Annotated in this window: 23 protein-coding genes; 16 read left to right on the forward strand and 7 right to left on the reverse strand. The window is 71.1% G+C overall.

Translation table 11 applies throughout. The annotated features are described in order from the left end of the window. Positions 1-67: 67 nt before the first annotated feature. The 3 genes from AC3AOF_RS07715 to AC3AOF_RS07725 all read left to right on the forward strand — a co-directional run bounded on the left by AC3AOF_RS07715 (position 68) and on the right by AC3AOF_RS07725 (position 2,381). Positions 68-991, forward strand: a complete 924-nt coding sequence (locus AC3AOF_RS07715; RefSeq protein WP_236991323.1) for a sulfite exporter TauE/SafE family protein — start codon at positions 68-70, stop codon at positions 989-991. A 71-nt stretch (positions 992-1,062) separates the two neighbouring features. Then, complete coding sequence (locus AC3AOF_RS07720; protein ID WP_488348135.1) at positions 1,063-1,932, forward strand: TIGR02186 family protein; 870 nt, start codon at positions 1,063-1,065, stop codon at positions 1,930-1,932. Continuing rightward, positions 1,932-2,381 carry a DUF3429 domain-containing protein gene (locus AC3AOF_RS07725; RefSeq protein WP_488348136.1) on the forward strand — a complete coding sequence of 150 codons (450 nt, stop codon included), beginning with the start codon at positions 1,932-1,934 and terminating at the stop codon, positions 2,379-2,381. Before AC3AOF_RS07720 ends, AC3AOF_RS07725 begins: the two co-directional genes overlap by 1 nt. 354 nt (positions 2,382-2,735) lie before the next feature. Here the strand turns inward: AC3AOF_RS07725 and pdeM are convergent, their stop codons facing one another. After that, positions 2,736-3,449 carry a ligase-associated DNA damage response endonuclease PdeM gene (pdeM, locus tag AC3AOF_RS07730; protein WP_236991320.1) on the reverse strand — a complete coding sequence of 238 codons (714 nt, stop codon included), beginning with the start codon at positions 3,447-3,449 and terminating at the stop codon, positions 2,736-2,738. 47 nt (positions 3,450-3,496) lie between these two features. Beyond that, the gene (locus tag AC3AOF_RS07735; protein WP_488348137.1) at positions 3,497-6,043 is read right to left on the reverse strand and encodes a ligase-associated DNA damage response DEXH box helicase; all 2,547 of its coding nucleotides are present in this window, start codon (positions 6,041-6,043) and stop codon (positions 3,497-3,499) included. Between the two features lie 155 nt (positions 6,044-6,198). Here AC3AOF_RS07735 and arfB point away from each other — a divergent pair, with 155 nt between their 5' ends. From arfB to AC3AOF_RS07750, 3 genes are all read left to right on the forward strand, one after another. After that, the gene (arfB, locus tag AC3AOF_RS07740) at positions 6,199-6,624 is read left to right on the forward strand and encodes an alternative ribosome rescue aminoacyl-tRNA hydrolase ArfB (RefSeq protein WP_236991318.1); all 426 of its coding nucleotides are present in this window, start codon (positions 6,199-6,201) and stop codon (positions 6,622-6,624) included. 199 nt (positions 6,625-6,823) lie between these two features. After that, positions 6,824-8,956: a methyl-accepting chemotaxis protein gene (locus AC3AOF_RS07745; protein WP_488348138.1), complete on the forward strand. Its 2,133-nt coding sequence runs from the start codon at positions 6,824-6,826 to the stop codon at positions 8,954-8,956. A 123-nt stretch (positions 8,957-9,079) separates the two neighbouring features. Further along, positions 9,080-10,840, forward strand: coding sequence for a calcineurin-like phosphoesterase C-terminal domain-containing protein (locus AC3AOF_RS07750; RefSeq protein ID WP_488348139.1), 1,761 nt, complete (start codon positions 9,080-9,082; stop codon positions 10,838-10,840). 115 nt (positions 10,841-10,955) lie between these two features. Here AC3AOF_RS07750 and AC3AOF_RS07755 read toward each other — a convergent pair whose 3' ends face one another. Then, complete coding sequence (locus tag AC3AOF_RS07755; protein WP_236991315.1) at positions 10,956-12,014, reverse strand: hypothetical protein; 1,059 nt, start codon at positions 12,012-12,014, stop codon at positions 10,956-10,958. A gap of 198 nt (positions 12,015-12,212) precedes the next feature. On the opposite strand from AC3AOF_RS07755, the gene AC3AOF_RS07760 reads away from it, so the two are divergent. The 7 genes from AC3AOF_RS07760 to AC3AOF_RS07790 all read left to right on the forward strand — a co-directional run bounded on the left by AC3AOF_RS07760 (position 12,213) and on the right by AC3AOF_RS07790 (position 18,918). Next, positions 12,213-12,944: an SGNH/GDSL hydrolase family protein gene (locus AC3AOF_RS07760; RefSeq protein WP_488348140.1), complete on the forward strand. Its 732-nt coding sequence runs from the start codon at positions 12,213-12,215 to the stop codon at positions 12,942-12,944. A gap of 387 nt (positions 12,945-13,331) precedes the next feature. Further along, complete coding sequence (locus AC3AOF_RS07765; protein WP_488348141.1) at positions 13,332-14,900, forward strand: PAS domain-containing sensor histidine kinase; 1,569 nt, start codon at positions 13,332-13,334, stop codon at positions 14,898-14,900. Positions 14,901-14,942: 42 nt separating this feature from the next. After that, positions 14,943-15,683, forward strand: coding sequence for a DNA repair protein RecO (gene recO / locus AC3AOF_RS07770; RefSeq protein ID WP_236991311.1), 741 nt, complete (start codon positions 14,943-14,945; stop codon positions 15,681-15,683). Between the two features lie 108 nt (positions 15,684-15,791). Further along, a complete protein-coding gene (parC, locus tag AC3AOF_RS07775; RefSeq protein ID WP_488348142.1) occupies positions 15,792-18,038 on the forward strand; it encodes a DNA topoisomerase IV subunit A in 2,247 nt (748 codons plus the stop codon). Positions 18,039-18,056: 18 nt separating this feature from the next. Further along, entirely contained in the window at positions 18,057-18,350 is a 294-nt protein-coding gene (locus AC3AOF_RS07780; RefSeq protein WP_236991309.1) for a hypothetical protein, read from the forward strand. Then, entirely contained in the window at positions 18,347-18,535 is a 189-nt protein-coding gene (locus AC3AOF_RS07785; protein ID WP_236991308.1) for a hypothetical protein, read from the forward strand. Before AC3AOF_RS07780 ends, AC3AOF_RS07785 begins: the two co-directional genes overlap by 4 nt. Beyond that, complete coding sequence (locus AC3AOF_RS07790; RefSeq protein ID WP_488348143.1) at positions 18,529-18,918, forward strand: hypothetical protein; 390 nt, start codon at positions 18,529-18,531, stop codon at positions 18,916-18,918. The genes AC3AOF_RS07785 and AC3AOF_RS07790 overlap by 7 nt, the downstream gene beginning before the upstream one ends. 79 nt (positions 18,919-18,997) lie before the next feature. On the opposite strand, the gene rpe is transcribed toward AC3AOF_RS07790, so the two are convergent. Both rpe and infA read right to left on the reverse strand, forming a co-directional pair. Next, a complete protein-coding gene (gene rpe, locus AC3AOF_RS07795; RefSeq protein WP_488348144.1) occupies positions 18,998-19,681 on the reverse strand; it encodes a ribulose-phosphate 3-epimerase in 684 nt (227 codons plus the stop codon). A 77-nt stretch (positions 19,682-19,758) separates the two neighbouring features. After that, complete coding sequence (infA, locus tag AC3AOF_RS07800; protein ID WP_048429304.1) at positions 19,759-20,037, reverse strand: translation initiation factor IF-1; 279 nt, start codon at positions 20,035-20,037, stop codon at positions 19,759-19,761. Between the two features lie 502 nt (positions 20,038-20,539). Here infA and AC3AOF_RS07805 point away from each other — a divergent pair. The 3 genes from AC3AOF_RS07805 (at position 20,540) to AC3AOF_RS07815 (ending at position 21,792) form a co-directional block, all read left to right on the forward strand. After that, the gene (locus AC3AOF_RS07805; RefSeq protein ID WP_236991305.1) at positions 20,540-20,686 is read left to right on the forward strand and encodes a hypothetical protein; all 147 of its coding nucleotides are present in this window, start codon (positions 20,540-20,542) and stop codon (positions 20,684-20,686) included. A 165-nt stretch (positions 20,687-20,851) separates the two neighbouring features. Beyond that, positions 20,852-20,989: a hypothetical protein gene (locus AC3AOF_RS07810; RefSeq protein ID WP_203155932.1), complete on the forward strand. Its 138-nt coding sequence runs from the start codon at positions 20,852-20,854 to the stop codon at positions 20,987-20,989. Positions 20,990-21,072: 83 nt separating this feature from the next. After that, positions 21,073-21,792 carry a class I SAM-dependent methyltransferase gene (locus AC3AOF_RS07815; protein WP_488348145.1) on the forward strand — a complete coding sequence of 240 codons (720 nt, stop codon included), beginning with the start codon at positions 21,073-21,075 and terminating at the stop codon, positions 21,790-21,792. A gap of 128 nt (positions 21,793-21,920) precedes the next feature. Here the strand turns inward: AC3AOF_RS07815 and AC3AOF_RS07820 are convergent, their stop codons facing one another. Together AC3AOF_RS07820 and AC3AOF_RS07825 are read right to left on the reverse strand one after the other, a co-directional pair. Then, positions 21,921-23,222 (reverse strand): MFS transporter, encoded by a 1,302-nt coding sequence (locus tag AC3AOF_RS07820; protein WP_488348146.1) that lies wholly within the window; start codon positions 23,220-23,222, stop codon positions 21,921-21,923. Positions 23,223-23,306: 84 nt separating this feature from the next. Continuing rightward, on the reverse strand, positions 23,307-24,860 hold the full coding sequence (locus AC3AOF_RS07825; RefSeq protein WP_488348147.1) for a UxaA family hydrolase: 1,554 nt from the start codon (positions 24,858-24,860) through the stop codon (positions 23,307-23,309). Positions 24,861-24,865: the final 5 nt, after the last annotated feature.

Below are 24,865 nucleotides of genomic sequence, written 5' to 3' on the forward strand. Positions count from 1 at the left end.
CCGCGGGTTCCTCGGTGCGCCGACATGGTCTAGATCGGGGATCCCGCCGCCCCGGACCCTCCCGTCGTTGCAGATTTATCTTCCGATCGCCGAGATGCCGGTCAGCGTCCTGGTCCTGCTCGGGCTCGGCGCGGCGGTCGGCTTCGTGTCGGGGCTGTTCGGCATCGGCGGCGGTTTCCTGATGACGCCGATCCTGATCGTGATGGGGATCCCGCCGGCGATCGCCGTCGCGACCCAGACCGCGCCCATCGTCGCCTCCTCGACCACCAGCGTCCTGGCGGCGTTGCGGCGCAACGCCCTCGACCTCCGGCTCGGCCTCGTCCTCGTCCTCGGCGGCTTCGTCGGGACGAGCCTGGGCGTGTGGTTCTTCGCCGCCATGCGGCGGGCCGGCCAGCTCGATCTCGTCATCACGGTCGCCTACGTCACCCTGTTCACGGTGGTGGGCGGCTTGATGCTGGCGGAATCGCTGCGCAGCGCCTGGGCGCGGCATCGCGGCCGCCCCCGCCCGGCGCGGCTCGGCGGCGACCACGCCGCCTATATGGCCTGGCCGCTGCGGATGCGGTTTCCGCGCTCGCGGCTCTATGCCAGCGTGATCCCGATCCTCGGCCTCGCCCTGTTCGTGGGCTTTGCCGGCGCGGTTCTGGGCATCGGCGGCGGCTTCATCCTGGTCCCGGCGCTCCTCTACCTGATGCGGGTGCCGACGGGCGTGGTGGTCGGCACCTCGCAGTTCCAGATCCTGTGCACGAGCTTCGTCGCCCTGGTGCTGCACGCGGTGCAGAATCAGGCGGTCGACATCGTGCTGGCGGTGATCCTGATCGCCGGAGGGGTGTTCGGGGCGCAGTTCGGGGCGCGAGCCGGGCGCAACCTGCGCTCGGACTACTTCCGGTTCCTCCTCGCCATCCTGGTCCTGGCGGTCGGCCTGCGCTTCGCGGTCGAACTGGTCCTTCGCCCCGCGGAGCCGTTCTCGATTGTGGTCCAGGAGGCGCGCTGATGCGCGCCGTTCTCGCCAGGAATGGAGGCGCGCTGATGCGCGCCGTTCTCGCCAGGAATGGAGGCGCGCTGATGCGCGCCGTTCTCGCCAGGAATGGCGGCGCGCTGATGCGCGCCGTTCCTGCCAAGGATGGAGGCGCGCTGATGCGCGCCGTTCCTGCCAAGGATGGAGGCGCGCTGATGCGCGCCGTGCCCATCGTTATCCTGGCCCTGCTCGCCATCGGCCCGGCACGGGCGGAATCCCTGGTGGTCAGCCTGTCGTTCACCCGGCTCGCCGTCACCTCGTCGTATACCGGTGCCTCGGTGGCGGTGTTCGGCGCCGTCGAGCGTGACGGGCAGTCAGGGGCGCGCTCCGGCGGCTACGACGTGGCGGTAACGATCCGCGGGCCCCGCCAAGCGCTGACGGTGCGCGAGAAGGAGGCGCTGGGGCCGGTCTGGGTCAATCGGGCGCAGCAGAAATTCGCCGAGGTGCCGAGCTTCCTGGCGGTCCTCTCCTCCCGCCCTTTGCCCGAGATCGCCGACGAGGCGACGCGTCGGCGCCTACGGCTCGGCCTCGCGGCGATCGTCGCCGCCCCCGACCTGACCCTGGCGGCGCCGGCGCCGGACGATCCCTTCCGGGAAGCCCTGCTGCGCCTGCGTCGGCGCGAGCGTCTGTTCACCGAGAGCGAGGCGGGGGTACGGTTCCTGGCGCCGTCGGTCTTCCGCGCCACCGCGCCGCTGCCCGCTACCGCGCCGGTCGGCGCCTACGACGTCGAGGTGGTGCTGCTCGCCGGCGGCGTGCCGCTCGCCCGGCACGAGGCGCGGTTCGACCTCGTCAAGTCGGGCATCGAGCAGGGCCTCGCGACATTCGCCCGCGATTGGTCGCCGGCCTACGGGCTTGCCGTCGGCGCTCTCGCGCTCATCTCCGGCTGGCTCGCCAGCGTGATCTTCCGGAGAGACTGATGCCATTTCGCGCACCCTCTGCCGCACCCCCCGCCGCCGTGATCCTCGGGGGTGCGGGCCTGATCCCGTTCGTCGGCCTGAGCGCCCTCGTGATCCTCGGCCAGTCGCTGTTCGGAGTCGCGCCGCGCCCGCTGCTCGCATCTTATGGCGCCGTGATCGCCTCGTTCCTCGGCGGCCTGCGCTGGGGCGCGGCGGCCGCCTCGCCGGAAGGGAAGGGTGCCGACTACGCCGTGTCGGTCCTGCCCTCGCTCGTCGCCTGGGCGGCCCTGCTCGCCCCGGCGCCGTGGGACTTGAGGGTGCTCGGCGCCCTCGTCCTCGCCTGGGGCCTCGTCGACCAGGATCTGCCGCGGCGCGGGCTGGTGCCGGCGTGGCTCGGGCGGTTGCGGCTGGTTCTGTCGGGGGTGGCGGGTGTGGCGTTGCTGGCGGCGGGGATTTGGGGGGCGGCGTGACGGCCCGTGCGCCTCGTCACGATCGAACCATCTTGTCCCGAACCCACCCGCAACCTCATCCTGAGGTGCCGGAGCAAAGCGGAGGCCTCGAAGGAGGGCTCCAGAGATCGCGGTGGTTTTTGGAGCCCTCCTTCGAGGCTCATACCAATGGCCCAAGATGCTGACGCATCGGGCCATTGACCCATCTCGAATTTTCGATTTCAAGCCAGAGGCTTGGCGAAAATTCGAGAGCGGAACCAAAGGTCGTTTCCAACGACCGTTGGTATCACTCCGTTCGTACCTCAGGATGAGGTCGAGGGAGGGACAGTGGAATGACCGCACCAAGCCAAACCGGCTGCCCCCCGCCGCCGCCTGTTACTCCCGCGTCAGCATCGTCCGGCCGATCGCGAAGACCCGCCCATCCCCGATCAGGTGCGCGGTGAACCCGCCGGGAAACAGCGTGTCGAAGGTATCGGATCGCACGTTGAGCCCGCCGGTGAGCGAGCCGAAGGCCGGCATCACCAGGCGGGTCGCATCGAGGACGAAGCAGCGCCGGCGCACGGCACGGCCGCGCATCGCCACCTTGCCGACCGGATGGAAGTGGCCGGCGACCTCGCCCGTCTCAGGGTGTGCCGCGGGCTCGTGCCGCAGCGTGAGGGCGCCGACGGTCAGGGTGTCGGCGAAGCGGCCGCCGATGCCGTCCTGCACCGCCCGGTCGTGGTTGCCGGAGATCCAGACCCAGTCGCGCCCCTCCTGCAGGGCGGCGATGAGCGCGCGGTCGGCGACGTCGAGGCGCGACGGCCCCTGCGCGTCGTGGAAGGAATCGCCCAGGCACACCACACAGGCCGGGTCGAGGCGGGCCACCGCCTCGTGCAAGGCCGCCAGGGTCTCGCGGGTATCGTAGGGCGGCAGGAACTGGCCCGAGCGGGCGGCAAAGGCCGAGCCCTTCTCGAGGTGCAGGTCGGAGACCACCAGGGTGCGGTGCTCCGGCAGCCATAACCCGCCGCTGAGATCGAGGGCGAGGGTCTCTCCGGCCAGCATGCTGCCTGGGGTCTTGTGGGTCTTCTCGAGCTTCAGCGGCAGCGCCACGATCGTCGTCTTTCCTCTCGGAGCGGGGCGCCCTCCGGTGTGTCACGTCAGGCCAGCGCCTCGTCGAGCAACGCCGCCTCGGCCTCGGCCAGGATCTCGTCCGCGCCCTCGCCGTAGACCCGTTCGCGCCCGATCTCGAGCATCACGTTCACGGCGAGCGGCGAGACCCGGTCGAGGGCCTTGTGGATGATTCGCCCCTGGATGCGCGCAAGCATCATACCGAGGCGGGCCACGTCGAGGAGTCCGGTTGCCGCATCCTGCCGCGCCGCCCGCAGCAGCAGGTGGCCGGGCTGGTGCTTGCGCAGCACGTCGTAGATCAGGTCGGTCGAGATCGTCACCTGCCGGCCGGTCTTGCGCTGTCCCGGATGACGGCGCTCGATCAGCCCGGCGATCACCGCGCATTGCCGGAAGGTGCGCTTCATCATCGCGGACTCGTCGAGCCATTCCTCGAGGTCGTCGCCGAGCATGTCCTGGGCGAACAGCCCATCGAGGAAGCCGGGCTCGCGGCCGATGCGCTCCGACAGGTCGCGGGTGCCGAACACCGCGAGGCCGTAATCGTTGGCGGCAAAGCCCAGCGGGCGCATCCCGGCCCGCTCCAGGCGCCGGGTCAAGAGCATGCCGAGCGTCTGGTGGGCGAGCCGCCCCTCGAACGGGAAGCAGGCGAGATAGTAGCGGTTGGCGCGCGGAAAGGTCTCGACCAGCAGGTCGCGCGGGCCCGGCAGCACGGAGCGGCGGCGCTGCTGCACCAGGTAATCCGCCACCTGGGCCGGCAGCCGGTCCCACTCGAACGGGTCGGCGATCAGCGCCCGCACCCGGGCGGCGAGGAAGGTCGAGAGCGGGAATTTCGAGCCGGCATAGCTCGGGATCGCCGGATCGGTGCCGGGGGGCCCACGGGTCACCAGCGCCTCGTCCTCGTGCAGGCCCTCGAAGCGCAGGATCTCGCCCGCGAACAGGAAGGTGTCGCCGACCGTCAGCGTCTCGGCAAAATCCTCCTCGATCTCGCCGAGCACGCGGCCCCCACTGGGGAGCACGGCGCCGGGCTTGGTCCGGTTGCGCCGGGCGAGCCGCACCTTGACCTTCGTCGATTCGATGATCGTGCCGACATTCATCCGGTACTGCTGCGCGGTCCGGGCATCGCGCACCCGCCACAGCCCGTCCGGTCCGCGCAGGATCTTGGCGAACCGTTCATAGGCCCGGAGCGCGTAGCCGCCGGTGGCGACATAGTCGAGGACGAGCCCGAAATCCTCGCGGGTGAGGTCGGCGTAAGGGGAGGCGGCCCGGACCTCGTCGTAGAGGTCGTCCTCGGAGAACGGCCCGGCGCAGGCCATGCCCAGCACGTGCTGGGCCAGCACGTCGAGGGCGCCGATGCGCGGATCGGGCGTGTCCTGCGCCGCCTCCTCGACGGCGTCGAGGGCGGCGCGGCATTCCAGCATCTCGAAGCGGTTGGCCGGCACCAGATAGGCCTTCGACGGCTCGTCCATCCGGTGGTTGGCCCGGCCGATCCGCTGCATGATCCGGCTCGCCCCCTTCGGCGCCCCGATATTGATCACGAGATCGACGTCGCCCCAGTCGATGCCGAGATCGAGGGTCGCGGTGCAGACCACGGCCCGGAGCACGCCCGCGGCCATCGCCGCCTCGACCTTCCGGCGCTGCGTCGCGTCGAGGGAGCCGTGATGGAGCGCGATCGGCAGCCCGTCGTCGTTCAGATTCCAGAGTTCCTGGAAGGTGTACTCTGCCTGGAGCCGGGTGTTGACGAAGACCAGGACCAGCTTGTGCCGCCGGATCAGGTCGTAGACCGCCGGCATCGATTGCCACGCCGTGTGCCCGGCGAGTGGCAGGGTGCGGCCGGTCTCCAGCATGTGCAGGTCGGCGCGCGCGCCACCCTGGACGGTGATGAGGTCGGCCATCGCCGATTCGGGCACTTGCCCGAATCCTTGCGGTACCAGGTAGCGCCGTAATGCATCGGGCTCGCGCACGGTCGCCGACAGGCCGGTCGTGGCGAGGCCCGGCGCCAGCCGGTGCAGCCGGGCGAGGCCGAGGCTGAGGAGGTCGCCGCGCTTCGAGGTGACCAGCGCGTGCAGCTCGTCGAGCACCACCCGCTTGAGATTCCGAAACAGTTCCGCCGCCTCGCGATGGGCGACCAGCAGCGCCAGCTGCTCGGGCGTGGTGAGCAGGATGTGCGGCGGGCGCGCGACCTGGCGGGTCCGCTTGTGCGACGGGGTGTCGCCGGTGCGGGTCTCGATCCGGATCCTTTGCTCCAGCCCGATCCCGGCCACCGGCGCTTCGAGGTTGCGGGCGATGTCGACCGCCAGCGCCTTGAGCGGCGAGATATAGAGGGTGTGCAAGCCGCCCTTGTCGTTTCCCTTGTCGTCCCCCTCCGCCAGGTCGACCAGGGTGGGGAGGAAGCCCGCCAGCGTCTTGCCGGCCCCGGTCGGCGCCACCAGCAGGGCCGAGCGCCCGGCTTGCGCCGCCGCCAGCAGGGCGAGCTGGTGCGGCCGGGGCGCCCACCCGCGCGCGGCGAACCACCCGGCGAAGGCGGCGGGGAGCGCGGGGGACGGATCGGGGGGGCGTTTGGGGAGAGAATTCTTGGGCACGCCCTCCGATGTAGCGCGCGCATTCGTTTCGTGGGATGGCGGCGGCCTTGGTGTCTCTCACAAAACTCCCTGTCGCCGTCGTCGGCCGCGATGGCAGCGTCGGTGCAGCGGGAGTTTCGTGAGGTGCACCTGAAACCGTTCTCGGGAGCGCCGTCGTGGGTCTCGAATGCACGCCCTGGATCACCCTCGACGAGTCCGAGCTCGAGGAGAGCTTCGTGCGCGCCTCCGGCCCGGGCGGCCAGAACGTCAACAAGGTCTCGTCCGCGGTACAGCTGCGCTTCGACGTGCGGCGCTCGCCCGCGCTGCCGAACGCCGTCGCGATCCGCCTGATGAAGCTCGCCGGGCGGCGGCTCACGTCGGATGGGGTGCTGGTCATCACGGCGCAGAACCACCGCACCCAGGAGCGCAACAGGGCCGAGGCTCGCGAGCGCCTGGCCGACCTCGTCCGCGAGGCCGCCGTGCCCCCGACCCCGCGCCGCCCGACCCGGCCGACGCTGGCCTCCAAGAAGAGGCGGCTGGAGGAAAAGGGCCGGCGGGGCGACGTGAAGAAGCTGAGAGGCGGCAAGCCGGGCCTCGACTGAGCCACCCGGGCCATCGAGCCGACCGCCGATGCGCATCGCCGTGTCGTCGATTGACGTCGCGTAAAAAAAATGAAATCCGGCATTGTCGTCTCTTGCTGCGCTGGAGCCGACATCAGTTCCCCGTTCCTGTCTTAGGGGAAGGTTCACCGATATCCGGGCAAGGTCCGCCTCATCAAGATCCCGATCGGCGGTGCCCGTCATGACGAACCCGGCTAACCTCTCCCTTGCCCGACCGTCGATCACCAGGATTTCGGTCTCCTGGATGCTCTGCATCGTTCTCGGGCTCATGGGCGTGCTGGTGATCGCTCAGGCCGCCGGCGCGCTCGTCGGCGCCGCCCGCGAGCAGGCGCAGGCGGGTAAGGTCGTCACCCTGTCCGTCGGCAGCCGCGCCCTTCTCGGGACGCTGCTGGCGAACCGCATCGAGCGCGGCACCGCCCTCACGGCGCTCGGCGTCGAGGCGCCGGCGGATCCCGACATGCGGGCTTCCCTGGCCAAGGGGCGCGCCACCGCCGACAAAGGCTTCTCCGAGGTGATCGCCGCCCTGGACGGGACCGACCTGCGGAGCGTCGCCGGCACGATCGGCCGCTTGCGCGAGGCGCAAGGCGCGCTGGCCGCCCTGCGCCCGCGCATCGACGCTGCCCTGGATCGGCCCCGGACCGCCCGGGAGCCGTCGATCCTCGCCGACGCGACGGCCGCCTACGGGGCCCTGCTCGACGGCCTGACCGCGACGACGGACACGGTCGATACCGCCATCGCCTCCGCCGATCCGGCTCTGCGCGCCGCCAGGCTGATCAAGCGGGCCGCCTGGGCGACCCGCGTGGCGGCCGGCGGGGCGGCGCTGAGACTGCAGACCGGCGTGGCGAACCCGGCCTCGTGGTCGCCCGCCGCCACCCTGACGGCGGCCGAGGAGCGTGGGCGCCTCGACCAGACCTGGGCCGGCGCCATCGACGCCATCGGCCGGGTGTCGGACGGACCGATCCGGGTCGCCTTCGAGACCGCGCAGGCGCGCAACTTCTCGGCCACCGCCAAGGAGGAGCGCCGCGCCCTGGCCGAGGCCCTGGGCGCGGGCCGGCCGGTCGGCATCTCGATCCAGGACCTGCGCCGTCGCGACACCGACAACCAGGGCACCATCGTCGATCTCGCCAACGTCGCGCTCGACGTGATGGTCGAGCGGGCGCGGGAACTCGAGGACGAGGCCGGCCGGATGGTGATCCGCAACGGCGCGATCCTCGCCGCCGCCCTGGCCCTGTCGATCTTCGGCCTCGTCTGCGTGGTCCGCGGCGTGCTGCAGCCGATCCGGGCGATGACCCGCGGCATGGGCGAGCTGGCCGCCGGCCGGCTCGACGTCGCGGTGCCCGGGCTCGGGCGTCGCGACGAGATCGGCGAGATGGCCGAGGCCATGCGGGTGTTCAAGGACGCGATGAGTCAGGCCCGCCGCCTCGAGGCCGAGACCGCGCAGGCGCGCCTCTCGGCGGAGACGCAGAGGCTCGCCGGGATGCGCGAGATGGCCGACAGCTTCGAGGCGACGATCGGCGGCGTGGTCGACACGGTGTCGTCCTCGGCGGTCCAGCTGCAGGCGACCGCCCGGTCGATGAATGCGGCGGCGACCCGCACGACGAACGAGTCCGGCGCCGCCTCGGGCGGTGCCCGGGAGGTGTCCGGGCATGTCGGCGGCGTCGCCGACGCCGCCGGCCGGCTCGGCGAATCCGTCGCCGAGATCGGGCGCCGGGCCTCCGCCTCGGCGGACCTCGCCCGGACCGCGACCGACGAGGCCGGCCGCACGGCCGAGCTGGTGCAGGAACTGAACGGTGCGGTGGGCAAGATCGGCGATGTCGTCGGCATCATCGCCACCATCGCCAGCCAGACCAACCTGCTGGCGCTCAACGCCACGATCGAGGCGGCCCGGGCCGGGGAGGCGGGGCGGGGCTTCTCGGTCGTCGCCGCAGAGGTGAAGGAACTCGCCAACCAGACCGCCAAGGCCACCGACGAAATCTCCTCGCAGATCGCCCGGATCCAGGGCTCGACCGCGCAGGCGGTGTCGGCGATCGGCGGCTTCGACGCGCGGATCCGCGAGATCAGCACCGTGACGCGTTCGATCGCCGCCGCGGTCGAGGCGCAGGGCGTCGCCACGCGCGACATCGTGCACAACGCCTCGCACGCGGCGACGGGAGCCCGCAGGGTGACCGAGACGATCGACGGCGTCGCCGGTACGGCGGGCGAGACCGGCGCCGCCGCCGACCAGGTGCTCGCCGCGGCCTCGGCCCTGTCGCACCAGTCCGAGGACCTGCGCCGGGGCGTCTCCCGCTTCCTGGAGCGCGTGCGGGCCGCCTGAGCCGGCAGAACGACCGCGAGGCCGTCACCGAACCGTCAAGGAGGCGTGATTGCCTCGGCACGGATCAACGCGCAGCCCCTATCCGCCCCGGCGGGTGGGGCTGCCGGGAGGACGAGGGCCGCGATGACGGATCACACCACCCTGACCCGGCGTACCACCCTGGCCGGGGCGACGGCCCTGGCGCTCGCTCCCCTCGCGGCCTTGGCACAGGGCGCTCCGGGTGCGGGGCCGGGACACGCGCAAGGCGAGGGACGAGCGCCCGCACAGGTCGCCGGCATCGTCTACGAGGATCGCGGGGCCAAGGGCCGGCGCGGGCCCGACGATCCGGGGCTGCCCGACGTGCTGGTCTCGAACGGCCGCGAGGTGGCCCGCACCGACGCGCAGGGACGCTACACCCTGCCGGTCGGCGACGAGGCGGTGATCTTCGTCGTCAAGCCGACCGGCTTCGCCCTGCCGCCGGGGCCCGACGGGCTGCCGCATTTCTCGTACCTGCACCAGCCGGCCGGCACCCCGGCGGATCTCTCGCTCCGCTATCCCGGCATCGCGCCGACCGGGCCGCTGCCGTCATCCGTCGATTTCGGCCTGGTGCGCCGCCCGGAAAGCGGCGACTTCGACGTGGTGCTGTTCACCGATCCCCAGCCGGAGAGCCACGCCGAGCTGACCTTCGTGCGCGACACCGCCATCGCCCGGGTGCTCGGCCTGCGGGGCGAGTTCGGCAAGGTGGCGTTCGGAATGACGACGGGCGACGTGCTGTTTGACGATCTCTCGCTCTATCCGCGCCAGAACCGGCTCATCGCGCAGGTGGGCGTGCCGTGGTTCCACATCGGCGGCAACCATGACCTCAACTTCGAGGCGCCGGACGCCCGCCATTCGCGCGAGACCTTCAAGCGCAGCTTCGGAGCGCCGTACTACGCGCTGGAACACGGCGGCGTGCTGTTCCTGATGCTCGACAACGTCCATTATCTCGGGGCCGCCACCGCGACGGCGGGCCGGGGCGGGCGCTACGAGGGCCGGATCGGCGAGCGTCAGCTCGCCTTCGTGGAGAACCTGCTGGCGCAGGTGCCGAAGGACCGCCTGGTGGTGGTGGCGATGCACATCCCGCTCGCCAGCGATCTCGGGCCGGACGATCCCGGCATCGGCACCGCCGACCGGGCGCAGCTGCTGCGGCTGCTAGCCGGGCGGCCGTCCTTCAGCGTCTCGGGCCACACCCACACCACCGAGCATCATTATCTCGGCTCGGACGGCCGGCCCGGCGCCCCGGGCGACGACGCCCACCATCACCATGTGCTCACCGCCGTCTCGGGCTCGTGGTGGAGCGGTCCGCCGGACCGGCGCGGCATCGCCACCGCCGACAGCCGCGACGGCACGCCGCACGGATTCCACGTGCTCGGCATCACCGGCGGCCGGCACTACACCACCCGCTACGTCCCGGCGAGCGACGATGCCGGCCGCCAGATGCGGATCGTGCTGGAGAGCCAGTTCCACGCCGACGACCTCGCCCGCCTGCCCGATACGCGGCTCTACGAATTGCTCGGCGCGACGATTCCGGCCGAGAGCGCCGGTGCGACGAACGTGGTGGTCAACCTGTTCGACGGCGGGCCGCGCAGTCGGGTGACATTCCGCATCGGCGATCGTCCGCTCGTGCCGATGACGCGGGTGCGCCGGCCGGACCCGTTCGTCGCTGCCCTCTATGCCCGCAACGCGGCGACCAGGAAGTCCTGGGTGAAGGCCGAGCCGTGCTCGCATCTCTGGGTGGCGCGGCTGCCGCGGGACCTCGCGGCCGGCACCCACCGCCTCACCGTCGAGGCGACCGACGAGTACGGCCGCGCGCATCGCGACGCGCTGGTGCTCGAAGTGCTGGATGGGGCGGCGAGGGCTGGCTAGCGCATCGTTCGACGAAGCGGAGGACCGGTTCGTCGATAAGGAAATGCCGCAAGATCAGGGATCTGAGGCACTGCCCGGATGGCAGCGCGACCGGGCAGTGCTCCGGCGGCGGATTCTACAGCCGGCTGGGCAGGGAGATCACCGCGTCGACCGTCTCCCTGATCGCGCGGCCCGCCGGGGCGAGGTCGGGCATCGGCACGCCGAGGAAGCGGGTCGGCTCCTCCGCCGTCGGCGCGGGTGCCGCGCCGGGTTGGGCGGCGGCGCTGCGCTGATGCGCCTCGGGCTTCTCGCGCCGGGCGACCGGCTTCTCGGCGGCATGCTTTTCCGCCACCCGTTTCTCGGCGACCGGCTTCTCGATGACGGGCTTCTCGGCCGCGTGCCTGACCGGGGCGGGCTTCGCGTCAGACCTGGCTTCGGCCTTGGCCTCCCGGGCCGGTGCGAGCCGCGGCGTGGCCTTCGGCTCCGCGACCTTTTCGCGCGCCGGGACGGTGGGTTTGGGGTCGACCGCCCGGGCCGGCGGCAGCGGCGCGGGCTCGCGGGTCACCGCGACGGTGCGGGGCGCGACCGCCTCGCGGGGCGCGACGACCGGGCGCGGTGTTTCCTGGGCCTTCGGGGCGGCGGGAGCGGGTTGGAACGGGGCAGCGGTGCCGGTCGCGGCGACGTCGGCAGCCGGCGACCAGGAACCCTGCACCGGATTGCCCTGAGCCGAGAACCCCCGCGCCGGAGCACCTTGTGTCAGTGCACCCGGCTTCGGGTCGAGCAGGGCGGCAGGAGCGATCGGCGGCGCCAGGGGCGGTGCCGACTCGGACGTCGCCGCAGCCTGCATGCCCGGCGTCTGGTTCCCCGGCGCTTGGCTCCCGGGGGCTTGGCTCCCCGGGGCCTGGGGCAGCGGAACCTGGCGCACCGTCGGGGCCGGCGTGGTCCGAAGGGCCGGGATTCCGTCCTTGATCTCCGGCATGTCGGCGACGCGGCCGAAATGCACCTCCGGGGGCCGCGGCCGCAGCATGTCGCTGATCGCCGGATAGGCCGCCGCGGCGAGCCCGGCGCAGCCGCCGATTCCGACCAGGCCCAGGGCCGCCAGCATCGCCGGACGGCCGAGGCGCGTAACCACGCTCCCGTGCGGGTCCTCGCGCGGCCGACGCACCTCGGACGGATCGATCTCCACTGGCTTCATGGCGCGGGCTCTCCGACTTACCTGCCCTCAACCATGATCAGAACCACCGAATCAGGCGTGAAGATGTCGGGGGAAAACTGTCGGCCTGTGGATAACCCGGGCTTGTCACCGTCGCTGTGGGCGAGGCCGACGATTGACTCGCGGCGGGCGGCGGAGCTTGGTCCGGCCCGGGGGCGTCGGGACCGGACGCGAGGGCGCGTGCAGACGAGAACTAAGATCGGAATCGGCCTGGTCGCGGCCCTGCTGGCGGCCGGCCTCGCCGCTGTCCTGGTTGTCCGGCACAAGTCCGGGGCAGGGCAGGGGGTGGCGGCGTTCCGCGAGGCCCGGGCCTTCGCGGTCTCCGGCGTGCTCAAGCAGGTCGAGGGCCCCTACAGCCTGCTCCTCGGCGACTCGCAGATGGAGCGCCTGTACCTGCCGGCCCTGTGCGGCCATCCCGCCATCGACGCCGCCATCGCGGGCACGCGGATCTCCGGCCTGCGCGCCGTCGCGGGATGGATCGACCTGCCGCGGCCGCCGGAGGCGATCGTGGTGACCATCGGCACCAACGACCTCACCCGGCGCCAGCGCTCCGGCGATCCCGACGCGGCCACGGCGCAGTTCCGCAAGGAGGCCCGGGGCCTGTTCTCCGAACTCGTGCCCCGGGCCCGGCGCGTCGTCGTCACCGCGGTGCCGCCCTTCGATGCCGGCCGTCCCGGCGTGGCGAAGTTCTACGACGTCGAGGCCGCGCCGGCCTATACGGCGATCCTGTCGGAGGAATGCGCCCGGGCCGGCTGCCGCTTCGTCGACGCCTATGCCGACCTGCGCGACCCGGCCTCCTCGAGCCGGTCGCCGGACGGCGTCCATCTCGGCCTCGACCCGGCGGCGCGGGACCGCATCGCCGCGCGCCTCGAGGCGGCGGCCTGCCCCGATCTCCCGGGACGCGCGCGCTGACCTGGCGCCTCGGGAGGTCGATCCACCGACGATTGTACGGTTTACTTGATTTAAAGGTGCCTTCCTCCGCGGTGGCACTACCTAGGACTGTGCAGACGCGCCTCCACTCTGCGCGCCACCCTATTCGGCGTCCCGTGGAGCCAAGTGCCAAGATGATTTGCGTGACGCTCTGGCAGATCATGGGCCGTTGGCGATTTTGCCCAGGAAAGCTTTCGAAGTCGGTGTCTGGCTCTTGGACAAAACGCGTCCTTAGGTTAGCAGAAGCAGGACTCGGGATTTACCCGATTCGGCTGGGTGCGGGTGGCGGCTGAGGCGTGACGGGGGTCGCGCCGGCCTGCCGCGCGGGCGCCGGCCATCCCACGCTCGGTGCGATCGCCAGGAGAGCTGATGACGGCGCGGACCGCGCATCCGATCGCGGGTATCCCGGTGGACAGACCGGACGATGCCCTCGGCCGTGCGCTGCCGGAGAGCGAGCCGGGGATGAGCGGGCTGCCGTCGCGCCTGATCCTCGACGCGTTGCCGCAGAAGATCTGGATGCTCGACCGCGACGGGGTGGTGCGCTTCGCTAACCGGGCGGCGCGGGAGATCGGCACCAGCCTCGGCGAGCCCGACGGCTGGGACAGCGTGATCCACCCCAAGGACCGCGCCCGGGCGGCGGTGGCGCGCAGCTCCGCCATCCGGTCGGGCCAGCCCTACGACCTGACGATCCGCCTGCGCGACACCAGCGGGCGCTGGCACTGGCACCAGACCGACGTGGTGCCGATCCGCGAGGGCGCGGGCATCACCGGCTGGATGATGACGGCCGCCGACGTCGACGACGTCGTGGCCGACAACCAGGCGCTCGAGGCCACCACCAACCTGCTGCTCCTGACCCACAAGGCCGCCGGCGTCGGCCTGTGGGACTGGAACATGCGCACCGGCGCGCTCTCGCTCTCGGCGGAGGGCGCGCGCCTGCACGGCCTCTCGGCGCAGGCCTGCATCATCACCTCCTCGGCCTGGACCGGGCTCGTCCATGCCGACGACCGCGCCATGCTGTGGGACGCGGTCACCAAGGCCGTCACCACCCGCACCCCGTTCTCGGTCGATGTCCGGGTGACCGCCGAGCACGGCGCCGTCCGGTGGATTCAGAGCCTCGGACGCGTCCTCGACGACGCGCACGGCCTGAGCGGGCGCATCGTCGGCCTCACCCTCGACATCACCGCCCGCAAGCGGGCCGAGCAGGCGCTCTCCCACGCCAAGGACGGGGCCGAGCAGGCCAACCGCGCCAAGTCGGATTTCCTGGCGATGATGAGCCACGAGATCCGCAATCCCCTCAACGCGGTCCTCGGCTATACCGAGCACATGCTCAGCCGCTCGCGCGAGCCAGAAACCCTACGCCACCTCGCCGCCGTCCAGGAGGCCGGCGAGATCCTGATGCGGGTCGTCGACGACGTGCTCGACGTGGCGCAGATCGAGGCGGGCCAGGTCGCCCTCGATCCGGAGCCCTTCCTGCTCGCCGACCTCCTGGCCGGCACCGCCGAGGTCGCCCGGGGTGCGGCCTCCCGCAAGGGCGTGGCGGTGGAGGTCCTGCGCGATCCCGCCACCCCCACCCTGGTGCTGGGCGATGTCGGGCGCCTGCGCCAGGTCCTGCTCAACCTCCTCACCAACGCGGTGAAGTTCACGCCGGCCGGCCGGGTCGCCCTGGCGGTGGGGCCGGATACCGGTCGCGGCGGCGCGGGCCGGCTGCTGTTCACGGTGAGCGACACCGGCATCGGCATGTCGGCGGCGCAGCAGGAACGGCTGTTCGTGCCCTTCGGCCAGGGCGACGAATCGATTCGGCGCCGCTTCGGCGGCAGCGGGCTGGGCCTCGTGATCTGCCGCCACCTCGTCGAGCTGATGGGCGGGCAGATCGGCGTGTCGAGCGAGCCGGGACGCGGCACCCGGATCTGGTTTTCCGTTCTGCTGCCGGCGGCGTGATGAGCCGTTCAGTTCCGGCAAGGCCCGCATTATCTACCTCCCATGCAATGGACGGATGACGGGCTGGTTCTCGGGGCGCGGCGGCACGGCGAGACCGGCGTCGTCCTCGAACTGATGACGGCCGAGCACGGCCGCCATCTCGGCCTCGTCCATGGCGGGCGCTCGCGGCGGATGCAGCCGGTGCTCCAGCCCGGCAACCTGGTGCGGGCGGTGTGGCGGGCCCGGCTCGACGAGGGATTGGGCGCCTACGCGGTCGAGCCGATCGAGAGCGCCAGCGCGCGGCTGATCGGCTCGCGTCTCGCCCTCTACGGCATCGGCTACGCCGCGGGGCTGCTGCGGCTTCTCCCCGAGCGCGATCCCCATCCGGCTCTGTTCGCGGTCGCCAAGGTGCTGATCGCGCACCTGCACGAGCCCGAGATCGCCCCCGCCCTGATGGTGCGGTTCGAGCTGGCGATGCTCGCCGAGCTCGGCTTCGGCCTCGACCTCTCGGCCTGCGCCGCCACCGGGACCAACGAATACCTCGCCTACGTCTCGCCGAAGAGCGGGCGGGCGGTGAGCGCGGCGGCCGGCGAGCCCTGGCGCGACCGGCTGCTGGCGCTGCCCGACTTCCTGGTCGACCGGGCCGACCGCCGCGGCCTCAACGTGCCGACCGCCCGGGAGGTCAAGCAAGGCTTTACCTTAACGGGATATTTCCTCGACCAGCACATCTGGGGTCCGCGCGACGTGGCCGAGCCGGAGGAGCGGGTGCGGTTCGTCGGCTTGAGTACCGCCGGGTCGGGTTGAGCCGTGTTCGATTGCGCGGAGAGGTTGTATCACCCTCCTGGCCATCGCTGCATGTTCGTGTTATGTTCTCATCTCGAGAACGCCGAGATCGTGAGTTGACGTCCGCCCATGGGAAAGCCCTTCGAGCCACCCTCCGACCGCGACGGGATCGAGAACGTCGACCTGAAGGCGGCGCTGGAGGAGCGCTACCTCGCCTACGCGCTCTCGACCATCATGCACCGGGCACTGCCCGATGCCCGCGACGGCCTCAAGCCCGTGCATCGGCGCATCCTGCACGCGATGCGGCTTTTGCGCCTCGATCCCGGCAGCGCCTACAAGAAATGCGCCCGCGTCGTCGGCGACGTGATCGGTAAGTACCATCCCCACGGCGACGTCGCGGTCTACGATGCGCTCGTGCGCCTCGCCCAGGACTTCGCCCAGCGCTATCCGCTGGTCGACGGCCAGGGCAATTTCGGCAATATCGACGGCGACAACCCGGCGGCCCAGCGGTACACCGAGTGCCGGATGACCGAGGTCGCCCGTCTCCTTCTCGAGGGGATGGACGAGGACGCGGTCGATTTCCGCCCGAACTACGACGGGCAGGAAGAGGAGCCGGTCGTCCTGCCGGCGGCCTTCCCGAACCTCCTGGCCAACGGCTCGCAGGGCATCGCCGTCGGCATGGCGACCTCGATCCCGCCGCACAACGTGGCCGAACTCTGCGAGGCCGCGCTCTACCTCATCACCCACCCCTCGGCGACCTCCGAGCAACTGACCACCTTCGTCAAGGGCCCGGACTTCCCGACCGGCGGCATCATCACCGATTCCGCGGCCTCGATCGCCGAGGCCTACCGCACCGGGCGCGGCGGCTTCCGGGTCCGGGCGCGCTGGCAGAAGGAGGATCTCGGCCGCGGCACCTGGGCGGTGGTCGTCACCGAGATCCCCTACGGCGTGCCGAAGGCCCGGCTGATTGAGAAGATGGCCGAGCTGCTGCAGGAGAAGAAGCTGCCGCTGCTCGCCGACGTGCGCGATGAATCGGCCGAGGACGTGCGGGTGGTGCTGGAGCCGCGCTCGCGGACCGTCGATCCCGTGGTGATGATGGAATCCTTGTTCCGGCTCACCGAGCTGGAAAGCCGCATCTCGCTGAACATGAACGTGCTGGTCGGCGGCACGGTCCCGCGGGTGATCGGCCTCGCCGAGGCCCTGCGCGAATGGCTCGACCATCGCCGGGTCGTGCTGCAGCGCCGCTCGCGCCACCGCCTCGCCCAGATCGAGCGCCGCCTCGAAATCCTCGGCGGCCTGCTCATCGTCTATCTCGACCTCGACCGGGTGATCCAGATCATCCGCGAGGAGGACGAGCCGAAGGCCGAGCTGATGCGGGTCTTCGAGCTGACCGAATTGCAGGCCAACGCCATTCTCGACACGCGGTTGCGCAGCTTGCGCAAGCTGGAGGAGATGGAGCTGAAGCGCGAGCACGACGCGCTGACGAAGGAGAAGGCCGATCTTGACGGCCTGATGGCCTCCGACGACAAGCAGTGGAAGTCGATCGCGACCCAGATCCGGACGGTGCGCAAGACCTACGGCCCCGAGACCCCGCTCGGCCGTCGCCGCACCACGCTGGAGAATCCGCCCGATACCTCCGGCATCGACTTTTCCGAGGCGATGGTCGAGCGCGAGCCGATCACCGTGATCGTCTCGCAGAAGGGCTGGATCCGGGCGCTCAAGGGCCACGTCGCCGACCTCTCGGCCGTGCAGTTCAAGGGCGACGACACCCTGAAAGTGAGCTTCCCGACCGAGACGACGGCGAAAATCCTGGTGCTGGCCTCGAACGGCAAGGTCTTCACGTTGGAGGCCGCCAAGCTCCCGGGCGGGCGCGGCTTCGGCGATCCGATCCGCCTGATGGTGGACATGGACGAGGGCTCGGAGATCGTCACCGTCTGGGCGCACAAGCCCGGGGTGAGGCTCCTGCTCGCCACCACCGACGGGCGCGGCTTCGTCACCCCGGCGGACGGGCTCGTCGCCAATACCCGCAAGGGCAAGCAGGTGATCGGCCTCGACGAGCCGGCCACCGCCAGCCTCGTCGTCGAGGTGGGGGAGGGCGACCACGTCGCGGTCTGCGGCACCAACCGCCTGCTCACGGTCTTCCCCCTCGCGGAGATCCCCGAAATGGTCCGCGGCAAGGGCGTGCGGTTGCAGAAATACCGTGACGCCACCCTCGACTCGGTCGTGATCTTCCGCCTCGCCGATGGCCTGACCTGGCCCGACAGTGCCGGGCGCACCCGCAGCGAGGCCGGCGACGACCTGGCGAAGTGGGTCGGCCATCGCGGCGGCACCGGGGCGATGGCGCCGCGGGGCTACCCCAAATCCGGCCGCCCGTGACCGGGGCCCGGATCGCGCATGGCGAGCGGGCCGCAATCCGTTGGAGAGGGTGAGGACAAGGGCGACGAGGAGCGCGAGCGGGTGCTGCTCGCCCGCGACATCCTCGTCCATAACGAGCAGGTGAAGCTCACCGCCAACCTGATGAATATCGGCGCGGCGGGCTTTGCCATCACGGGGATCGTCGCACCCCTCACCGCCGCCATGGCGACGGGCCGCGTCACTGCGCCCGCCCTCGCCCTGATGGCCGTTTGGTTCGTGCTCGGCGTTGGTCTACACTTCGGTGCGAGGCTGACGTTGACGAATCTGCGATGATGAGCCTGACGACCTACGCCCTGGTCCTGGTGCCGTGCCTCGTCGGAGGCGCGGCTGTTCTCGGCGTGATGACGTTGCGCCGCTCCGCCGCCCGGCTCGACCGGCGGACGGCCCGGGCCGAGGCCGCGCCACCCCGGGGCCGGCAGGCGCATCCTGGAGCGGTGAGGCGGGTGGCTCGGTGCTGACCATCGGAATGCGGATGGCCGGTCGCGCCTCCATCGTTCTGGCGGTCATCTTCACGGTCGGCCCGGCATTCGCTGAAGTGTCGGACAAGATCGACGAGACACGCGCAGAGTACTGGATCGTCACCTGCGTCCTGCTGCTTCTGACCGCCCTCGCGGCGGCGAGCGGAGGTCGCCGGTGGTTGCTGGTGTGGACGGTCACCCTGATCTGGGGTCAGATCGGGTTCTGGACGGTCTGGGAATGGTTCGACGAGATTCGGCGGGAAGGATCGCTGTCCCTGCTGTGGGAGAGCGGAGCGGCGGCCGTGGCTCTGCTCCTCGCTCCACCGCTCTTTGCCGGACTGGCGCGACGATGGCATCGGGCCGGGATATCCGCTGCCTTGTAGAGAGCACCATTCCGATCCCTCTGGTAGTGCAGGGCGGCCGGTCGCTCGGCAGGGGTGTCTGACTGACCGCGGGCCGATTCTACACCCACTGCCCCGCAGCCCCCTCCGCCGCCCGGCGGATCGCCGCGATGTTGGGGGCATAGGCCTCGCGCCCACCCTTGAAGGTGGCCGAACCCGCCACGAGGGCGTTGGCTCCTGCCTTCACCACCGCCGGCGCGGTCTCCGCCGTCACGCCGCCATCGACCTCGATGTCGATGTCGCGGCCGCCGACCATCGCGCGCACCCGCGATACCGTCTCGCAGACCGAGCCGATGAAGCTCTGGCCGCCGAAACCGGGATTGACGGTCATGCACAGCACGAGATCGACCATGTCGAGCACCGGCTCGACGAGGCTCGCCGGGGAGCCCGGGTTGATCGCCACGCCCGCCTTCTTGCCGAGCGCCCGGATGGTCTGGAGCGAGCGGTGCAGGTGGGGACCCGCCTCGGCGTGGACCGTGATGATGTCGGCCCCGGCCTCCGCGAAGGCCTCCAGATACGGGTCGGCCGGCGCGATCATCAGGTGGACGTCGAAGACCGCACTCGTGTGCGGGCGCAGCGCCTTCACCACGACGGGGCCGAAGGTGATGTTGGGCACGAAATGCCCGTCCATCACGTCGATATGGACCCAGTCGGCCCCGGCCGCGACCACGTCGCGGACCTCCTCGCCGAGCCGGGCGAAGTCGGCCGACAGGATCGAGGGGGCAATCACCAGGGGACGGGTCATGGCAGGCCTCTTGAAACGCGCAAAAGGCCAGGGTTCTCACCCCAGCCCCGCGCAGACACAGGTCTATGGACGGACGATCAGCGCCGGCGGAACTGGCTGCCGCCGCGGAACGGCGGACGCGGGCCCGAGGAGCGCTCGTCCTTGTGGCGGAACACCAGACGGCCCTTCTCCAGGTCGTAGGGCGACATCTCGACGGTGACGCGGTCGCCGGCCAGAGTCTTGATGCGGTTCTTCTTCATCTTGCCGGCCGTGTAGGCTACGATCTCGTGGCCCTGGTCGAGCTGCACGCGGTAACGCGCGTCCGGCAGGATCTCGAGCACGAGACCGTCGAACTGCATCAACTCTTCTTTCGCCATTCACACTCTCCACCCGGGTCGCCGTCGCGGTCGGCGCCACCGGGAGCACATTGTCAAAATCTGATCGCGACGCGCCCGGCCGTACGGGTGCTCGGCCGAGATGCCGGGCGCGCTGATGGCCTTGTAACGCTCGCTGTGCATGTAAGGTGAGGCGATGGGACGCGCAAGCCGAGCCCGTGACGAACACACGGCTTCGTCATCGGGACAGGCGCGATCCTTGCACTTCGCGCAGCCCTGTTCCCCGCCATGCCAGGCCGCGCAAGGCGTCGAGCGCACGGGGGAGGGCCTGCGCTCCGCCCGGGACAGCCGGATTATGCCGAATGTCGCCTCATGGATAAGCTGCCCGTTCGATCGGCATCCGTCGCCGACGGCGCATCTTTGAGCGCCGGCCCGTGGCCGTTTCCTGGCCTTTCTGCTGCGAAGCGAGGCGCCTTGCTGTAGTTTCGTGCAGGGAGGCCCGCACCAGACGGGCTCCCGGAGGACGCTGCACGAGGAGACGACCATGCACGACGTCGCACGGACGCAGGGCGCGCCGCTGCCGCGCGCCGAGAGCACCGCCTGGTGGGCCGCGATGCCCCTCGACCTCTGGGGGGTGGTACTGGCGGTGATCGCCGCGGGCGGGCTGAAGCTCGCCGGGATCCTGCCGTAACGCGATCTCGCCCCGACGAAATCCTGCCTCACGCTGCCCACGCCGCCGTCGCACTCTCGCCAAAGCTCCGGACCAGGCTGTCCGGCAAGAGTTTCGCAACGAACGGCCGGCACGATCCCTGCCTGGCTCGACCGCGAGGCGATACGCGCGCAGGAGGACGGTTCCATGCTGATGGCTTTCGTCGGACGCCTCACCCAGCGTTGGCGGGACCTCGTCGCGGAGATCATGGATCCCTACCGTCCCGAGCTGCACTACATGCGCGGCCCCGGCCCGCGCTGGCGCGAACGTCATCCGGAGGGATGAGGGCGCGGCCCCTTTCCGCTCCCTTGCGCCCCGGCGCCGATCGCGCCCAACTCGCAGGCCCGTTCCACGACCGGAGCCCGCCCGTGACCATCGCGCACGCCGTCACCGGACACTTCGACGCCTCCCGCGCCGGGGACTACGAACAGCAGAGCCGCATCGCGCTTGCCGGCTACGAGGCCTGCCACGAACTCGCCGCCTGCATGCTGGCCGCCGCCCTCGGATCGGGCCGCACGGCGCGGGTGCTGGTGGTCGGCGCGGGTGGCGGGGCGAAGGAAATCGTCACCGCGGCGGGGCTGGAGCCGCTCTGGCGCTTCACCGCCGTCGATCCATCAGAGCCGATGCTGGCCCTCACCCGCACCCGCCTGGAGGAGACCGGCTTCGGCGCCCGCACCGAGACCGTGCTCGGGACCCTCGCCGACCTGCCGGATGAGGCGGCCTTCGACGCCGCGACCCTGATCGGGGTGCTCCATCATCTGGCGGGGGACAGGGCGAAGCGGGCGATCCTGGCGGCGATCGCCCGGCGCCTGCGCCCGGGCGCGCCGTTGATCCTCGCCTGCAACCACTGCCCCTATGCGAGCCAGCCGCTGCTGCTCGCCGCCTGGGGCGAGCGCTGGCGCCAGCACGGGGCGGGGCCGGCGGAGATCGTCGCCAGGCGGGCGAGGGTCCTGGAGGCGGACCCGCCGCCATCGGAGCAGGCAGTGGCCGACCTGCTCCGCGAGACCGGCTTTGCGCCGCCTTTGCGCTTCTTCTCCAGCCTGTTCTGGGGTGCCTGGCTCACCCGGCTCGCCCCGGGCCCGGCCTGACGGCCGTGACCCGATCCCGGCTGCCCTTGGCCCGACCTGACGGCCGTGACCCGATCCCGGCTGCCCTTGGCCCGACCTGACGGCCGTGACCCGATCCCGGCTGCCCTTGGCCCGGCCTGATCCTCCGCTTAGCCGGAAGCCGGCACCGCCTCGGTCAGCGTTGCCGGCCGGTCGGAGAGACGGCTCGCCACCGCGAGGCCGATCAGCGCGGAGGCGGCGATGATCAGGCCCGGTGCCGCATTCCAGCCGGTGGCGCCGATCAGCGCGTTGGCGGCGAGCGGCCCGAGGCCGCTGAGCAGCGTGAAGCCGAGATTGAGCGACAGCGCGACGCCGCTGAACCGCACCCGGGTGGGAAACAGCCCGGCGAGCAGGAAGGCGAAGCTGCCATTGGCCCCGGCCACCGCCATGGTGAGGAGCGGCAGGACCAGGAACAGGTTCGCGTCGCCCCGCGCCAGAACCTGGTAGGCCGGGATCACCCCGATCAGGATGACGAGCGCGGAGACCTGCATCAGCCGGCGCGGCGGCACCTTGTCGGCGAAGAACGAGGCGAAGAGCAGCGAGGCCGACATGGCGAACAGCGCGACGTTCATCGCCATCGCCACGGTCTTGGGCGGATACTTGAGCACCTGGATCAGGTAGGCCGGCATGTGGGCGAACAGGATGCCGTTGAAGCCCGCCGTCAGCGCGACGATGCCGATGCCGAGAAGTACCGGGCGGCGATGGTCGCGCAGCACCTCGCCGATCGGCCGGCGCGAGGCGCGGTGCTGGAGGCGAAGGAATTCGGGCGTTTCTTCCAAGCTGCGCCGCAGCACGAAGCTGACGAGCCCGACCGCGCCGCCGAACAGGAAGGCGATGCGCCAGCCGTATTCCGCCATCATGGCGGGCGGCAGCCAGGATTGCAGGGCGAGGTTGACGAGGGCTGCGAGCAGCACGCCGCCATTGACGAGGCAGAAGACGATGCCGCAAGCGAGCCCCGGCCGGCGCGAGGCGGTCTCGACCACGAAGGTGATGGCGCCGGGCAATTCACCGCCGATGCAGAGTCCCTGCACGAACCGCAACAGCACGAGGAGCAGGGTCGCCCACACGCCCCACGAGGCGTAGGACGGCACCAGGCCCATGCCGAGCGTGCAGGCCGACATGGTGAAGACGGTGACCACGAACACGGTCTTGCGGCCGTAGCGGTCGCCGAAATGGCTCAGGACCAGCCCGCCGAGCGGCCGGGCGAGGTAGCCGACCGCGAACACCGCCAGCGACAGGGTGAGCGCCGCAACCGGATCGCTCGCCGGGAAGAAGGCGGCGGCGATGTCCTTGGCGAAGATCCCGTAGACGATGAAGTCGTAGTACTCGAGCCCGCCGCCCAGGCTCGCGAGCAGCGTCATCTTCCATTGGCGGCGGGTGAGATCGCTCCCGCTGCTCACATCCGGTGTCATCGTGGTGTCCTCCGGGGCGTTCTTGTCCTTGTGCCCCGGAGCGCCCCTTAGAACGGTTCGGCCGTCGCCGCCATATCGCGCCGGCTACATCACCGCACCGATCTGCCAGGGCACGAACTCGGCATCGCCGTAGCCGAAGCCCTCGGACTTGGTGCGCTCGCCCGAGGCGACCCGCAGGACGGTCTCGAAGATCTGGCGGCCCTTCTCCTCGATCGAGACGCCGTCGAGCACGTCGCCGCAATCGATGTCCATGTCGTCCTGCATCCGCCGGTACATCTCGCTGTTGGTGGCGAGCTTGATCGACGGGGTCGGCTTGCAGCCATAGGCCGAGCCGCGGCCGGTGGTGAAGCACAGCACGTTGGCGCCGCCCGCGACCTGGCCGGTGGCGGCCACCGGATCGAAGCCGGGCGTGTCCATGTAGACGAAGCCCTTGGCGGTCACCGGCTCGGCGTAGCGGTAGACGCCGGTCAGCGTCGTCGAGCCGCCCTTGGCGGTGGCGCCCAGCGACTTCTCCAGGATGGTGGTGAGCCCGCCGGCCTTGTTGCCGGGGGAGGGGTTGTTGTTCATCTCGCCGCCGTTGCGGGCGGTGTAGGCCTCCCACCAGTGGATCATCTCGACGAGCTTGTGGCCGATCTCCGGCGTGGCGGCCCGCGCCGTCAGCAGGTGCTCCGCGCCGTAGATCTCCGGCGTCTCGGACAGGATCGCAGTGCCGCCCTCGGCCACCAGCCGGTCGACCGCGGCGCCGAGGGCCGGATTGGCGGTGATGCCCGAATAGCCGTCCGAGCCGCCGCATTGCAGCGCCAGCATCAGCTCGGAGGCCGGCACGGTCTCGCGCCTGGCCTTCGCGACGGCGGGCAGCATCTCGCGGAGCGCCGCGACGCCGGCCTCGATGGTGCGCCGCGTGCCGCCGCTGTCCTGGATGGTGAAGCTGCGGAAGGTCTCGCTCTCCTCGATGCCGTAGGCGCGCTTCCAGCGGTCGATCTGCAGGCCCTCGCAGCCCAGGCCCACCATGATCACCCCGCCCATGTTCGGGTTGGCGGCGTAGCCCCAGAGCGTCCGCTTGAGGATGTCGGCGCCCTCGCCCTGGATGTCGTAGCCGCAGCCGGTGCCGTGGGTGAGCGGGATGATGCCGTCTATCCCTGGGAACTCGTCGAGGAGGCCGGAGCGGCGGGCCTCTTCCGCGATGAAGCGGGCCACGGTGGCCGAGCAGTTCACCGAGGTGAGCACGCCGACATAGTTGCGGGTCCCGACCTTGCCGTCGGCCCGGCGGTACCCCTCGAAGGTGGCGCGCTGGGCGTCCGGCACCATCGCGACGGGACGCGCCTCCTCGCAGAAGCGGTAGTCACGCGCGAAGTCGCCCTTGTCCTCGCCGAGGCCCACATTGTGTTCGTGGACCCATTCGCCTGGCGCGATGGCACGGCTGGCGAAACCGATGATCTGGCCGAACTTGCGGATCGGCGCGCCCTCGGCGATCGGCACCACCGCGAATTTGTGGCCCCGCGGCACGCGGGCCGAGGCGGTCACGCCCTCGACGACGGCGCCGGGCACGATCGGGTCCACCGCCACCACGACGTTGTCCTCGTGGGCAAGGCGCACGATGCGGGGGTTGGTGGGGTGGAGCGGGGTGGGGGCGGACATGGGTG

The organism is Methylobacterium sp. 142-1Y, assembly GCF_057747795.1.